The sequence below is a fragment of the Ruegeria sp. YTSC002 genome, from assembly GCF_059609845.1.
This window is the reverse complement of record NZ_JBXWML010000010.1, coordinates 45,563-58,927: the sequence shown is the minus strand read 5'-3', so window position 1 is coordinate 58,927 and position 13,365 is coordinate 45,563. Positions and strand designations below refer to the sequence as shown.

The following is a 13,365-nucleotide window of genomic DNA, read 5'->3' as shown; positions in this document are numbered from 1 at the left end:
GAACGGAGGATACGAACGTGGCAGACTATGAACAGCGGATGCAGCCGGAAGAGGGTGCAAAGGCAGTCGAAAAACTGGCCGAAGATGCTTTGGCGGGTTTCAAGGCGGACGCCAAGAAGGAATATGCTGAACTGGTCAAGCAGTACGAGGGCGCCAGTGCAACGGTTGGTGTTTTTGGTATGGGGTCGGTCGAAGTTTCGGTGATGAGCGGTGAAGTTCACATCAACCCGAACCAAAAACACAAAGGGAAGGGTCGGGGCGTCGGCGCGATCTCACCGGAAGCACTTGTAGCCATTTCCGAAGGCAGGATGACTGTGATCGACGCCTTCCACCGTGGAGAGATTGTTGTTCGCGCCGAGTCCGCAGCGTTGCACGAAGGCTATGACAGTTTCATCAGGAACTCCGAAGCGGCGCTCAGGTCGAAGCGTTTGCAGAAGACGCTGGCGCAGTTCCGCAAGATCGCGGATGTCTGACTGGTTGCAAGACGAACAGGTCCGGGCCACGATACCCCAGGTTGAAGCATCCATGTTGGATGCCGTCGCCTCGGACCAGCCGGGGTTCGAAGAGATTGCACACTGGCTTATCGGGGCCGGCGGAAAACGGTTGCGGCCAATTCTTCTGCTGCTTACAGCACGAAGCCTCACCGACACAGAAGGCCGCAAGCGCGCAATTCAGGCGGCGGCGGCTGTCGAAATGATCCATGTGGCGTCGCTCTATCATGACGATGTCATGGACCGGGCCGAACTTCGGCGTGGAGCGGAAAGCGTGAACCGTCGCTGGTCTTCGCCCATCGCCAGCTTCGCCGGAACATTCATTCTGGCCCGTGCAATAAACCTGTTGGATTCCGTCAGCCCCACAGCCTCCGAGCTGGCCGGCAAACACTGTACCGCGCTGTGTCTTGGGCAGTTGCGCGAAGCAGAAAACGCCTACAACGCCGATTGGACCATTGAAGAGCATCTTGAAATGCTTGAGGGCAAGACGGCCGAACTGTTTGTCCTCGCCGCATCGCTGGGGGCGCTGTTGGCTGACGTAAGTGATCAGGATCGAGACGCACTGATCACCTATTCAAAGTGCCTTGGCCTGGCGTTTCAGCTTCGCGACGATGTTCTGGACTACATTGCAAGCAGTGCGGAACTTGGGAAAGGGTCCGCCTCTGATCTGCGCGAAGGGGCGTATACGATGCCGGTGCTCCTGTGCCTGGGTCAGAACGGACAGGCCGCCGATGAATTGCGGGCCAGGTTGAGGCTGGCCGACATGCAGGATGCGGATATTTCGCGTGCTGTAGAGATCATTCGCAATTCGGGCGCGGTCGAAGCTACGGAACAGTTGGCGCGGCACAAATCTGAAGCGGCCGTCAAGGTCATTGCCGGGCTTGACGATCATGTGCTGCGCGACTCGCTGGCAAACCTCGCCCGGCTTTCTGTCGAAAGGCGGGCCTGACATGGACGGCTACGGCCCTTTTGCCGACGATCTGCCGCTTGCGACGCCCAAGGAGGCCGCGGCCGAGACTTGGGACGCCATCATTGTCGGTGCGGGGCCCGGCGGCAGCGCTGCCGCCATCGAACTGGCACGCAGAGGTCGAAAGGTCATTCTGGTCGACCGTGAGGATTTCCCTCGGGACAAAAGCTGTGGAGACGGAATCACCCGGTCCGGCATCTCTCAGTTGAAACGCCTCGGCATTCTGTCCGCGCTAACCGATCAGCAGGAGGTCGAAGGTGTGCGCGTCCATATGCGCAACAGGGGCCACCGGGATTTTCGATACGAGGGCGAAGACGACTATGGGCTGGTTGTGCCCCGTTTGATACTGGATGACTGTCTTTTGCGTCAGGCCCGTGCGGAAGGTGCAGCTTTCTTGCCGAAATGCCGCGCCGACGATCTGGTAACGGATGAAAGCGGGACTGTCACAGGCGTCAGTGCGCACATGCAGGATGGCACGACAATGGTTCTGACCGGGTATACGGTCATCGCCGCAGACGGTGCCGCGTCTCGATTGGCGAAAGCGGCGGGATTGCGGGAAACACCCGAGCAAGGCTACGGCACGGCGCTTCGCGGTTATGTCGATGGCTGCGGTGATACTCCGCCACTGCTCGAAATAATGCTGCCGTTGACTGATGTTACGGACCGGTATTTGTTGCCGTCCTATGGCTGGGCGTTCCCAACGGGGAAGGGAACTGCAAATGTCGGTGTCGGACTGTTCTGTCGGGCGTTTGACACCAATGTCAGGACCCTTTTCGATCAATTTCTGGACGTGCTCCGCAAGGATTATCCAGAATATTCGGGCATTCAATTGTCCGGTATGACCTTGGGGGCACCGCTGAGGTTCGATTTCGCACCGGAACGTGCCGCCAACTCGGGTCTGTTGCTGGTTGGGGACGCCGCCGGTCTTATCAGCCCGTTTACAGGCGAAGGAATCAGCTTTGCGCTGGAATCCGGTGCGCTTGCGGCGCAAACCACTGATCGGTGCCTCCGCACCGGGGCAGGCCCCTGGGTGGCAGCGGAAGACTATGCGCTTCTGCTGGGGGATCGCTTTGCCGGGTACTTCACGCTCGGGAACCGCGCAAGCCGCCGATACGAGTTCATCTGGCGCGTGTTGGACGATACGTTCGAAAGCGAAAAGCCGGTTCACAACATGCTGCGCCGTGCCGTTTTGGTGCCTGAAGGCACTGGCGGTGATGTGGAAAGCGCCATGTTGGATGACGTATCGCCCCTTGTGCGAGTGCCCGAGATGCCGCTTGGGGACGACCTGCGCGATGTGGGCGCGCGCCTCAATCACATCGTGCGCACCGATTGGCCGTTTCTGACGCGCATGTCCTTCGCGGGCAAGCGGGCTGACATGGTTGCCTTTCGACCTTCGCTGTTGCTTTTGCTGACGTCCTATCTGGGTGATGTCGAGGCAAAAAGACGTCGGGCCGCGGCCACGGCGCTGGAACTCGCGTATTTGGGATTTCTTGCCCAAAGCGGCATTCGAGGGATCGACGCTGCCGCAGCAACAGCCGACGCCAAGGCCAACTGGGGCGACAAGCTTGGGATACTGACAGGCGACTATTTGTTGGCGAAGGCGCACGAAGTCGGCGCACGAAGCTGCCCGGATCTGGTGCCATCAATTCTGAGCGCCATGGCATCGGCATGTGAAGGCCGAGTGTCCGAGCTTCGGACCGCATGGCAACCGGATCTGGCGGTCGAAATGCGCATCGCGCAGATGCGGCAATGTATGGCTGCATTTTTTCGACTGCCTTGCGAACTCGGTGCGATGCTTGCCGAACAAAACGATCTGTCAGCCGCCCTTCGCGATTATGGCGAAAATCTTGGCCTGGCTTACCTGCTGACCGAGGATGAACTTGCCCTGGACCGCCCTGCGGGCAGCACACCTTTTGCGTCAGACCTTTCCAGCGGGCTATTCAGCGTGCCTATTCTCGAGGCGACGCGGGGGCAAACAGGGGGCGCGGCAGCCCGTGCTTTCCTTAGCCACCGCGACCCCGCGCGGTTTTTGGCAGAGCTTTCCCCGGCCACGCGCCATATCAAGAGGCAGCAATTGCCTGAAGAATACCGCGATCAGGCAATCGCAGCACTCAGCCCCGTGCCACGGGGCGGCGTGGCAAAATCGCTTTCGGCGCTCGCAGGCTACGCGGTCAGTCGGCAGGTTCCGAAACGCCGCGTGCTGTAAAGGTGTGATGCAGGTTCCGAGGTGTCCCGTCTTGGTCCGAAGCGCGATCCAGTCCTTGTTGGGCACTTCATTCGGGGGGCGAGGTATCCGTCGATTGCACACACTTCAGAGGGGCAGTTCAGGTCCTGTTCTGATGCCGTTTGAATTCCGCCTGTGACGATTTCCAGCCGTGGTACAATTTGGTTCGATAGTGCCGACACAGCGCCTCAAGGATAACCGCCTCTTCTGCGGCAGTTCCCCAGTGAAGGATCCGGTTGATGGACATATGAGCGAGGCTTCCCAGAATGTCGGCCAAGCTGCTTCCCAACCGGCCATCCTGTTCTTCTCGTTGGAGACGTCCGAGATCCGGATGAAGCCTGGCCGCACGTGCGTTCCAGCGCGATGGCCGCGAATGAATGCCCTTGCCCACACCAAGTTCACTCAGAACAACGCATGCACTTTTCCATTCCTTTCCAGTGGCCCGCCGCGCAATCCGGCGCGACGCCGGGCCGCCGCCGTAGTATTGTGAACAGCGCTCGGAGATCGCCAGCCGAACACCTGTGGGCAGTTCCAAATCCTCAAACAGGGCATCGATACTGGCGACTGACGCCATCCATCGCCGGGATCGGCTGATCTTCGGATCGTTAAGCACGTCAAGCGCAGCGATCGAGTCGGCGCCGAATATCCTCTCGCAGGCGCCGAGCCCCAGTTCTCCGCCGTACCGCGCCGTTTCAGGCAGGTACTCATCAACAAGAAATCTGTCTACCAATCCTCCGGCCGTCTTCTGCAAGTGAACAAGCACCCTGTTCCTCAGAGCTCTGTCATGGTCGTTTGGGAACTTGAGGCGGAGGCGCAGTTCAAGCTCTGGGTCTGCGTATCTAACGAAGAACCAATTCTCGATCAGGTTGCGATTCTGCCACAGCGCCAACCTGTTAGATTGCAGTTTCAGGAACTGTTCCAGCTTCATGGCATCCCCGAAAAGCCGCAGATACAACCATGATCCAGCCTCTTCAGCGCCGTGTCCCAACGGTTGCCATGCGGCCGGGTTGACATCGTATTCGACATAGGGCGCATCAACTGGCTTTGCAGGGGCAAAAACCAGTTCAGAGGCCAATCGACCTTGCGGCGAGTCGATCCACCAATCCTTGGGCGTTGGAGGGCACTCGCAGATCGAAAGAGGCCCTTTTTTCAACGTCTTGATCAGGTTCGCAGTGGAAAAGGGGTTGTCCAGATCCCATGGCGTGGCCATGTCGCTGGCCTCATCCGTGGGGGCTATATATCGCGGCAATTCCAGTTTTTGCCGCGTTGTTTCCAGCCAGCTTTCCTCTTTGCCCGATCTGATCACCTCTGTCGGAACACAAAGCCGCCACCGTTGCGGCGCAAGGATCACGTTTCCAGCACAGACTCTGGGCAGCCGGTTCCGATTGCTTTGCGATTGCCATGACCAGATCACCGTCGTTTGCCTCATGTGCATCGCGATGTCGATGAGCAGAAGATAGACCGCCGGAGCCCCGGGAGGGCTTTGGTGGGCAGCATGCAGCTGTGGAATGACCTCGACGTTTTGGCCGCCCCAGAACAGTCGGAACCGACTGCCATCGTGACGGATCCACAGATCGTGAAGCGGAATCCTCCTTTCCGGCGGCAACCCGCTGTCGCCGAGGATCTCGATAACAAACCGGGAAAGGCTGGCGCGTCTCAGGATGTTTGATGACCGAGGGTCGGTGGCACACAGGATGTCTGCTTCGACAATTGTCGAATCCTCTTCACGCGTGGGGCTGTGTTGCATCAACACGTCTGCGATCAACTGATTTCGCCTTGAGAAACGGCCGAAAATCGCCTTTGGCCCGCCCGGAAAAATTCCCTCGGGATAGGCTGTCCAGACTGGCTTGTGCCCGGAACTGCGCCCTACCTTGCCCAAGAGAACGCCATCCTGAATTGCGAGTGGGGCCTGACCTGTGTTGTGGGCATGGTTGTGGGCATGCAGGATCTCGATATCCTGCGCGGAAAGCCCCCATTCGCGCGCCTCCCAATCGGTTTCCAGCGGAAATTCCGGATGGTTGTGCATGGGGGCATCACTTGACGACCCCGTACCCGTAACGAAATCCATTCGCAACGGCATGCCGAGATATGCAAGCCCGCTTTCGGCATCCACGGCCTGACCCAGCAACACGGCGCGGTCACCATACCGGTCAAGGAAACGCCGTTCAAATTCCAGAAAACGGTTTGGCTTTGGCACGCGAAAGCCAACCTTTTCCAATAAGTTCCATGCGTTGGCCAGCGCTTGCACCGCGCGGTTTGGTACTTCCAACATGCCGACGCAATGCGCATCGACATGAAGAAAATCACCGGTCCAACCCGGCGCAAGAGAGTCCGCAGTTCGCCCCAGTTGCTTCAACGCGCTCATTGAAGGGTTTTCACGTGCGGCATCAAGAACATGCCCGAGCGCCGCCACGCCTCTCTTTTGTGGCGCGGCCATATCTCTTTCCAGCCGCTTCAGTGTTCTGCCGGTTGCGTCATGCCCCAGAAGTATTGGATCTTTCTGTGGTATCAGAGCCTCGGACCGACAGAGATCCGAGATCGTCACGGCAGATTTGAAAGGGCGGTCGTCGAGGGCCGTTTCCAGATCGGAAACCGGGACGGAATCTACGTCAAAGATGAACTCTGCCAGATCGGAATCCGCCGCTGCAATGATCTGTTCGTGGTTCCAGGGCCCGTCGAGATCACCGTTGGTTATCCAGTGCAGAACGTCCTGTTCCCACCAGGCCGATGGATTGCATCGCACACTCGTTCTTTGCGTCTCGGCGAGTCCGGCGGCAATATGTGTCAAAAATCCACAGTCCAGATCCATATCCAGATGGTGGTCTGCCACGGTGATGATATCCTTGCCTGCAACAGGCACTGCCGCGCCTACTGCCGCGAATGCACCAAACGGCGTCGGGCGAAAACACATTCTGTAAACAAACCGAAACAATGTGCCGAGGACTGCGGGGGAGAGGCCTTCGCCTTTTTCGATTTCCCGCATGACCTTCGAAAAGAAACCGGGTCGTGCAATGTGCAACGACATGGCAAAGGCCGGATCGCGAACTAAATCTGATGCACGCCTTTCCAGATCCTTTTTTCGGGTGCTTTTTGTGACTCCGCCAAGATCGTGCTGCGGCGAACGCAAACAAACACGAATTCCGAGGAAAGGACGAGCGCTGCGCGGTTCTGGTTGGGAGGGACGGTGCACATTCTGTTCAACATCCAGCCCCATGAACTTCAGATATCCGAGGTAACCCGCGTCCCGTAGGGCAAGCAGTGCCAACAAAACGCCGCTCGACCCGGTCAGAAGGTCCGTCGATTGAAACGTCTTCCAGCCTGCGCCGATCGCGGGAAGCCCGTCCGGGCTCAATTCGCGCTCAACGAGGGTCAGAAGCCGTTCGGCGTGCTTTTCGATCAGGGGATCGACGTCTGCTTCGGGATAAAGCGATCGAATGGCAAGGGCCATCACCACAATTCCGGCATCGCCATGGCACAGCCCGCCATCATTGATACCCGTCTCAGGAAAAGGTCTGTCGACGCAGGATATCAGAACCCGCGATGTGATGTCGCGTATTTCGTCTTCCATCCCCACCAGCGCCGCCGCCGCGAGTGCGGTATAGATGATCCCAAGGTCGCCGTAACACCACGCAAGTCGTGACGGTACCTCCCACGCGTGACTGAGCGCTGACATGCAGGGGAAACAGGATGACAGACCGCTGTCCGAAAACGCGCCCCGATGCGAAAGAAGAAACAGGACCGCGTCTTTGAGGTCTTCGATGTGTCGTGGCGTGAACGCGTGCCGCCGACCCAAACGGGTCAGAGCCAGAACAGCGCCGGGAGAACCATGCGCCAGCCCCATGTTGACGAGGTACCGCGTTGTCTTCTGGGAGCCGGCCTCGTCTTCCGGAGAGGAAAAGGGTTCTGTCCACGCCAATCCCCGCTCTGTTCGGGCCGAGTGCCTCCAAAGCTCCTCTGCCAAACGCAAACACAGCGTCTTTCCCCCAAGACGGGCCGTTTGGGATTTCGGTTCGCAAAGAAATACGGATATGCCTGCAAGCCCGGAAACGTGATCGAAATGTCCCATCCACGGAGCTTCGAGAAGGCGTTGCGCAACCGAACGCAGGGCACGGTCGAGCGCCAGTTGCGCATCGGGATCGTTCGGATTGGCGTCCAGGGCCTGACAGGCCAGCAACCCAAGACCGGCGCGGCCATCGAACAGTGAAACAGGGGCTCCGCGCAGTTCTCGGTCGCGCGCCCAGATGGTCGAAAGGCGACGTGACGCAGCGGATCGCACCCGATCGTCATCGAGAAACCTGTCTGCCGCCAGCAATGCCAGCGCCTCTCCGGCGACAGCGCTTCCAAGCCCGATTGCATCAGTTCTGATCGGAGCCGCAACAATCGACCCTGCAATGGACCATATTGCCGCATCAATCCGCGTTGATAAAATAGACATTGAACAAAACAGCTTCCCGGCCAAGCGAGGTTTGCCATTCAGCAGGCGTTTGGATGGCACCCTTTGCTGCTGGCACGGATGCTGCACCAATTCTTGCAGCAATTTTTGGCCCAGCTGAAAGTGCGGCGCGTCGGAGCGCCAACGCTGCCGGCGTCAACGAAGCCAAAGGCAGGACCGGTGGACTTAGGATTGAAACCAGAAGAATGATCCCCCAGTTCGCCCAGGGATTCGATGGATGTCAAAAGCGCGTCCACGCGATGTTCGACGGTTTCCAGCCTGTCTTCCGGGCCGGGTTCCATGACACGCATCAACTGGTCGAGGCGTTGCTCGATCGCGGTCAGCCTGTCATCGACAGACCGGCATTCCGGATCTGTCTTCTCGCTTTCGGTGTAATCGTGTTCTTTGCGATTGTCGTTTTCGTCAGCACTCATTTCTCTCTCCGGAATCTGAGGTGGTCGAATAGTCGACTTGGGACCGCCTGTGGAAAAACGTGTCGTTCAAATATCAACTCCGATGGAATCGGAGGGTCTTTGCAATGAGAGATTTCAATAATAGACGAAAATGATCATTTTGTCATGGAGCAGGCAGAGCAGCGCACAGTTGCCCCGTGGTATCGTCAGCGACCATGAGCTGGTGTCAGCCATGCGAACCGGCACGGCCAATCTTGCCAGTGGGTGCGTGCATCACCCGTTGTCCGCCTCTTTCAGCCCCTCGATCTGCAAATCGAACCCGGCCTGAATATGGGCGGTGAAGGTTTCCAATGCTTCTGTCACGTCTCCGGTTTCAATCGCGTCGACAAGCGCCTGATGATCACCCAGAGACTGTGAGATATCGACATTTTCGATGGCGGAAAACAGGTGAAAGGCCATGGCCTTGCCCCATATCATGTCGAACATGTCCAGCAGGAATTTGTTTCCCGCTTCAACCATGAAGGCGCGGTGAATGCGTCGGTTGGCAATGAAATAGTCGCGCGTCGTAGGGTTGGTCAGGTTTTCTTCACGACGAATCAATTCGCGCAGACCGTCCAGAACCTTGGGGTCTGCGTGGGCCGCAAGTATCCGGGCGGCCTGACCTTCGATTGCGGCGCGGGCCTGATACAGTTGCCGGACTTCGGTTTGATCCATGCGTGCCAGCCGGAATCCACCGCTTGCGGCGACTTCCAGAACCCCTTCGGTTTCCAGCCGCATCAGGGCCTCGCGAACCGGAGTACGGCTGATATTCAGCTCTGCTGCCAGCTTTTCCTGAACCAATCGATCTTCGGTAGAGATTTCGCGGCTCATTATGGCTTCGACCAGTTGATCATAAACCTCGTCCGCCAGCCGTCTGCGCTGTGTCTTTATCTGTTTCAGAGCCACTCGGAGCCTCTCTTTCCGTGTTTTGTGAATTCTGTATTCAAAAAAGCATCTGGTGCCAAGGCGAATGGGCTTGCTATTGCTCGTGTACTGTATACAGTATACAGGAGCAATTGAACAGGGAGCACTTCATGTGTGGTATTGCTGGAAGGATTCTTACCGCACCCGGGCAGGTCGGAGCAGATCTGGTGGATCTTATGGACGCGCAGGAACACCGTGGCGCAGACAGCACCGGGTTTGCAGTTTATGGACCACCACGAGACACCGGATACGTTTTGCGGGGGATGGGTTTTGATAAATCCCGGCAGGATGCTGACCTGAATGCGTTTGAGGCGGTTTTGAAAGATCACGGCTCTGGCTTTCTGTCTGACCCGAAGATCGTAGCTGATGAGAACCGGCATTATTGCTTCCGGGCGGAAATCTCGGACCCGACTGATTTGCAGGCCTGGGTGCGGGATGCAGATGAACTGACGGACCGGTTCGAAGTGCAGTCCTGCGGCCGGAGCCTTGAGATCATCAAGGATATCGGCGGGGCCGAAGCAGTTGCCGAAAAACATGGCGTACGTGACATCATCGGCACCCATGGTCTGGGTCATGCGCGGCTTGCGACGGAAAGCTCGGTCCTTCCCAACGCTTCGCATCCGTTCTGGGCACGACCCTTCTCGGATGTGGCGATCGTGCATAACGGCCAGATCACTGACTATTTCACCTGGCGCGACAAGCTGAGCCGGAAGGGCTATCGCTTTTTGACCGAGAATGACAGCGAGCTGATTGCGGTCTGGGTCAGCGACCAGATGAAAGCTGGCCTGACGATGGAGCAGGCGCTGAAGAAGTCGATTACCTCTATCGACGGTGTATTTACATACATGATCGCAACGCCGGACGGGATCGGCTTTGCCAAGGATCGGTTCGCGATGAAGCCACTGGTTGTGGTCAATCGCAATGGGGATCTGGCCGCCGCGACCGAGGAACAGGCTGTTCGTCGCGTGATGACCGAGGAATGCGACGTGATCAACTATGATGGCCCGTCGCTGACCGGCATCTGGGGCGTCGGCAATCGGAGCATGGCAGTATGAGTGAGGTGGCAAGACAGATGGATGAGATCGTCATCGAAGTTGGCAAGCGGCATATTCGTGAGGTGAACCGGGATATCATGGCCGCCTGCGCATCGGGACGGCCGATCCGGGTTGTCGATACGCTGTCGCGGCACAATCTGGGCGTGGGTCTGCCGGACAATGTGGACATCACTTTCGAAGGTTCGGTGGGATACTATTGCGGCGGTCTGAACACTGGCGCCAACATCTCCATCGAACGCAATTGCGGGTGGGCCGTGGGCGAGGGGATGGCCAAGGGGCACATCACTGTCGGCGGCTATGCGGGCATGTCCTGCGGGGCGGCGATGATTGGCGGCACCATCCATATCAAAGGTGATGCCGGGCCACGTGTCGGTGTTGCCATGAAGGGCGGCAACATCGTGGTCGAGGGCAGGATCGGATACCAATCCGGTTTCATGGCGCATGCGGGACGTATCATTGCACTGGGCGGTGCGGGTGAATCCTGTGCTGACGCGTTGTGGGAAGGCGAGGTTTGGGTCGCAGGCGAAGTTGACAGTCTGGGCGTGGACGTCGACGTGATCGAACCCACTGCCGAAGAGGTGGCCGAGGTCGATGCGATCCTTGACCCTTTGGGGCTGGTCGACAGCTCTCGTAACTGGCGCAAAATGGTTTCTGGCCAGCGTCTTTGGTATTTTGAAAGCAGGGACGCAAGCGCATGGCTCATGATCTGAGTAAACCCTATGAGTATCCATTCGAAGTCGCGCCCGAGGAAGAAATAAGGTTCCGCGACGCAGGCGCGGTCGATGGACGACCGGCCGGTGTGCCTTCGTCTTATGATGAGGGGGGATCGACCCGCTGGACGCCCGAGGCGATATCGGAAGTTCACGCTTTGGCGCAGCTTGGGCGGTATCAGGTTCGTGGCTACAACACGTTCAACAAGCAGTTGCCGACATTCGACGATTTGACATTTGTCCCGGCGACAATGACCCGCCTGCCGCTGGAAGGATACCGCGAGAGCTGCGATACAACGACAGTTCTGGGCGGCGGGCGCGGATTGGTGGAACGGCCACTGGAACTGAAAATCCCGATCTATATCGCATCGATGTCTTTCGGCGCGCTTTCGGCCTCGGCCAAAGCGTCGCTTGGCTATGGGGCCTCGAAGGTGGGCACCATGACCTGTACCGGCGAAGGCGGCATGCTGGAAGAGGAGCGCGAAGCCTCCCAACGCCTGCTCTACCAGATGTCGCCCGCCCGCTATGGGGTCGATCTGGATCACCTGCGCCGCGCCGATGCCTTGGAGATTGTTGTGGGGCAGGGGGCCAAGCCGGGCACCGGCGGTCTGCTGCTGGGTATGAAAGTCAGCCCGCGCGTCAGCGAGATGCGTACTTTGCCCGAAGGGGTCGATCAGCGATCCACCATCCGGCATCCGGATTTTCTTGGGGCCGACGATCTGGCGGTCAAGATCGAGGAATTGCGGATCGCCACGAACTATCAGGTGCCGATCTTCATCAAGATGGGGGCCACGCGGCCGCGGTTCGACGTGGCCGTGGCTGCAAAAGCGGGAGCAGATGTGGTTGTGGTTGACGGGGCCGAAGGCGGCACCGGTGCGTCACCCGAGTTGCTGCTGAATCACACGGGCATACCGACCATGAGCGCCATACGCGCGGCACGTGAAGCGTTGGATGAGTGTGGGATGAGCGGCAAGGTCTCGCTTGTCGCCGCAGGGGGTATTCGATCAGGTGTGGACGCGGCCAAATGTCTGGCGCTTGGGGCAGACGCGGTCATGATCGGGAACGCCGCGATGGTCGCGCTGGGATGCAACACTCCCAGATATCTGGACGACTATAAGGCGCTTGGCACATCGCCGGGGGCGTGCCATCACTGCCATACGGGCCGCTGCCCGGTCGGAATCGCAACGCAGGACCCTGACCTTGAAGCGCGTATGAACCCGCATGCGGGTGCAGAGCGTGTCGCGCGGTACCTGACCGCGATGACAATGGAGATCACGGCGCTTGCCAAGGCCTGCGGCAAATCCTCGGTGCACAATCTGGAAACCGAAGATCTGCGCGCGCTCAGTTTTCAGGCCTCGGCCTTTACCGGCGTCAAGATGGCGGGCATCGACCGGGCCTTCGACTGGTGAGGATCGCGCTTCTTGAATTGACCCTCCATCCATTGCCGCTGCTTGAGGGTCTGCCGCGTACGGCTCAGCAGATCCGCGCATGGCTTGAACCGCATCTGCCCGAAGCCCGATTTTCCACGGTGGATGTGGTCGATGGCGTGCCATTGCCACAGCTCGGGGATTTTGATGGGGTTGTTGTCGGGGGGTCCGAGTTCGGCGTCTATGATGACACGGAATGGATGCGGCCCCTTCGCGCTTTCCTGGAGGTGTGTCGGGACCATGCCAAGCCGGTCTTCGGCATCTGCTTTGGCCATCAGATCATGGCGGACGTTTATGGGGGCAAGGCCGGGAAGGCTGAGATCGGCAACGTCGTCGGCGCACGAGGCTTTGACTATGGCGGAGCCAGTGTTGATGCCTTTGTCTGGCATCAGGATCAGGTCACGCGTGTTCCGCCTTCGGCGCAGGTGACGGGGTCGGCAGATCACTGCCCGGTGGGGGCCTTGGATTATGATTTCTCGGCCCGTTCCGTGCAGTTCCATCCCGAATACCGGGCAAGCCATCTGCGTGAATTATTTGCGCGCGGGCGCGATGTGTTTCTTACCACGCGCGAGGCGGACGAGGGGTTGGCCTCGCTTGAAACGGCACATGTGCCGAAGGATCTGGCCGCCGCGCAGGCGGTTGAATTGTTTCACAATGCCAGCGGTGGGCCGTGAGACCTTAGA

The 13,365-nt window shown here is 58.8% G+C and carries 10 protein-coding genes; 7 read left to right on the top strand and 3 right to left on the bottom strand.

Annotation, left to right across the window (positions count from 1 at the left end; genetic code table 11):
• Nucleotides 1–17 precede the first annotated feature (17 nt).
• From AC2FFD_RS17205 to AC2FFD_RS17195, 3 genes are read left to right on the top strand one after another with little or no spacing between them, the layout of a single operon-like run.
• Nucleotides 18–473 (top strand): hypothetical protein, encoded by a 456-nt coding sequence (locus AC2FFD_RS17205; RefSeq protein WP_425077979.1) that lies wholly within the window; start codon nt 18–20, stop codon nt 471–473.
• Nucleotides 466–1,440: a polyprenyl synthetase family protein gene (locus tag AC2FFD_RS17200; protein ID WP_496873655.1), complete on the top strand. Its 975-nt coding sequence runs from the start codon at nt 466–468 to the stop codon at nt 1,438–1,440. The genes AC2FFD_RS17205 and AC2FFD_RS17200 overlap by 8 nt, the downstream gene beginning before the upstream one ends.
• A 1-nt stretch (nt 1,441) precedes the next feature.
• Complete coding sequence (locus tag AC2FFD_RS17195; protein ID WP_496873654.1) at nt 1,442–3,664, top strand: geranylgeranyl reductase family protein; 2,223 nt, start codon at nt 1,442–1,444, stop codon at nt 3,662–3,664.
• Nucleotides 3,665–3,782: 118 nt separating this feature from the next.
• Here the strand turns inward: AC2FFD_RS17195 and AC2FFD_RS17190 are convergent, their stop codons facing one another.
• From AC2FFD_RS17190 to AC2FFD_RS17180, 3 genes are all read right to left on the bottom strand, one after another.
• Nucleotides 3,783–8,117, bottom strand: coding sequence for a thiopeptide-type bacteriocin biosynthesis protein (locus AC2FFD_RS17190; protein WP_496873653.1), 4,335 nt, complete (start codon nt 8,115–8,117; stop codon nt 3,783–3,785).
• 38 nt (nt 8,118–8,155) lie between these two features.
• The gene (locus AC2FFD_RS17185) at nt 8,156–8,548 is read right to left on the bottom strand and encodes a hypothetical protein (RefSeq protein ID WP_496873652.1); all 393 of its coding nucleotides are present in this window, start codon (nt 8,546–8,548) and stop codon (nt 8,156–8,158) included.
• A 252-nt stretch (nt 8,549–8,800) separates the two neighbouring features.
• Nucleotides 8,801–9,472, bottom strand: coding sequence for a GntR family transcriptional regulator (locus AC2FFD_RS17180; protein WP_496873651.1), 672 nt, complete (start codon nt 9,470–9,472; stop codon nt 8,801–8,803).
• Between the two features lie 128 nt (nt 9,473–9,600).
• Here AC2FFD_RS17180 and AC2FFD_RS17175 point away from each other — a divergent pair, with 128 nt between their 5' ends.
• From AC2FFD_RS17175 to AC2FFD_RS17160, 4 genes are read left to right on the top strand one after another with little or no spacing between them, the layout of a single operon-like run.
• On the top strand, nt 9,601–10,545 hold the full coding sequence (locus tag AC2FFD_RS17175) for a class II glutamine amidotransferase domain-containing protein (protein WP_496873650.1): 945 nt from the start codon (nt 9,601–9,603) through the stop codon (nt 10,543–10,545).
• The gene (locus AC2FFD_RS17170; RefSeq protein ID WP_496873649.1) at nt 10,542–11,255 is read left to right on the top strand and encodes a GltB/FmdC/FwdC-like GXGXG domain-containing protein; all 714 of its coding nucleotides are present in this window, start codon (nt 10,542–10,544) and stop codon (nt 11,253–11,255) included. The genes AC2FFD_RS17175 and AC2FFD_RS17170 overlap by 4 nt, the downstream gene beginning before the upstream one ends.
• On the top strand, nt 11,240–12,664 hold the full coding sequence (locus tag AC2FFD_RS17165) for an FMN-binding glutamate synthase family protein (RefSeq protein WP_496873648.1): 1,425 nt from the start codon (nt 11,240–11,242) through the stop codon (nt 12,662–12,664). Before AC2FFD_RS17170 ends, AC2FFD_RS17165 begins: the two co-directional genes overlap by 16 nt.
• Nucleotides 12,661–13,356, top strand: coding sequence for a type 1 glutamine amidotransferase (locus AC2FFD_RS17160; protein WP_496873647.1), 696 nt, complete (start codon nt 12,661–12,663; stop codon nt 13,354–13,356). Before AC2FFD_RS17165 ends, AC2FFD_RS17160 begins: the two co-directional genes overlap by 4 nt.
• The last annotated feature ends 9 nt before the right edge of the window (nt 13,357–13,365 follow it).

Coding starts and splice junctions, on each gene's coding strand:
- AC2FFD_RS17175 (WP_496873650.1), top strand. CDS start 9,601: ATGTGTGGTATTGCTGGAAGGATTCTTACCGCACCCGGGCAGGTCGGA.
- AC2FFD_RS17170 (WP_496873649.1), top strand. CDS start 10,542: ATGAGTGAGGTGGCAAGACAGATGGATGAGATCGTCATCGAAGTTGGC.
- AC2FFD_RS17200 (WP_496873655.1), top strand. CDS start 466: ATGTCTGACTGGTTGCAAGACGAACAGGTCCGGGCCACGATACCCCAG.
- AC2FFD_RS17195 (WP_496873654.1), top strand. CDS start 1,442: ATGGACGGCTACGGCCCTTTTGCCGACGATCTGCCGCTTGCGACGCCC.
- AC2FFD_RS17165 (WP_496873648.1), top strand. CDS start 11,240: ATGGCTCATGATCTGAGTAAACCCTATGAGTATCCATTCGAAGTCGCG.
- AC2FFD_RS17190 (WP_496873653.1), bottom strand. CDS start 8,117: ATGTCTATTTTATCAACGCGGATTGATGCGGCAATATGGTCCATTGCA.
- AC2FFD_RS17185 (WP_496873652.1), bottom strand. CDS start 8,548: ATGAGTGCTGACGAAAACGACAATCGCAAAGAACACGATTACACCGAA.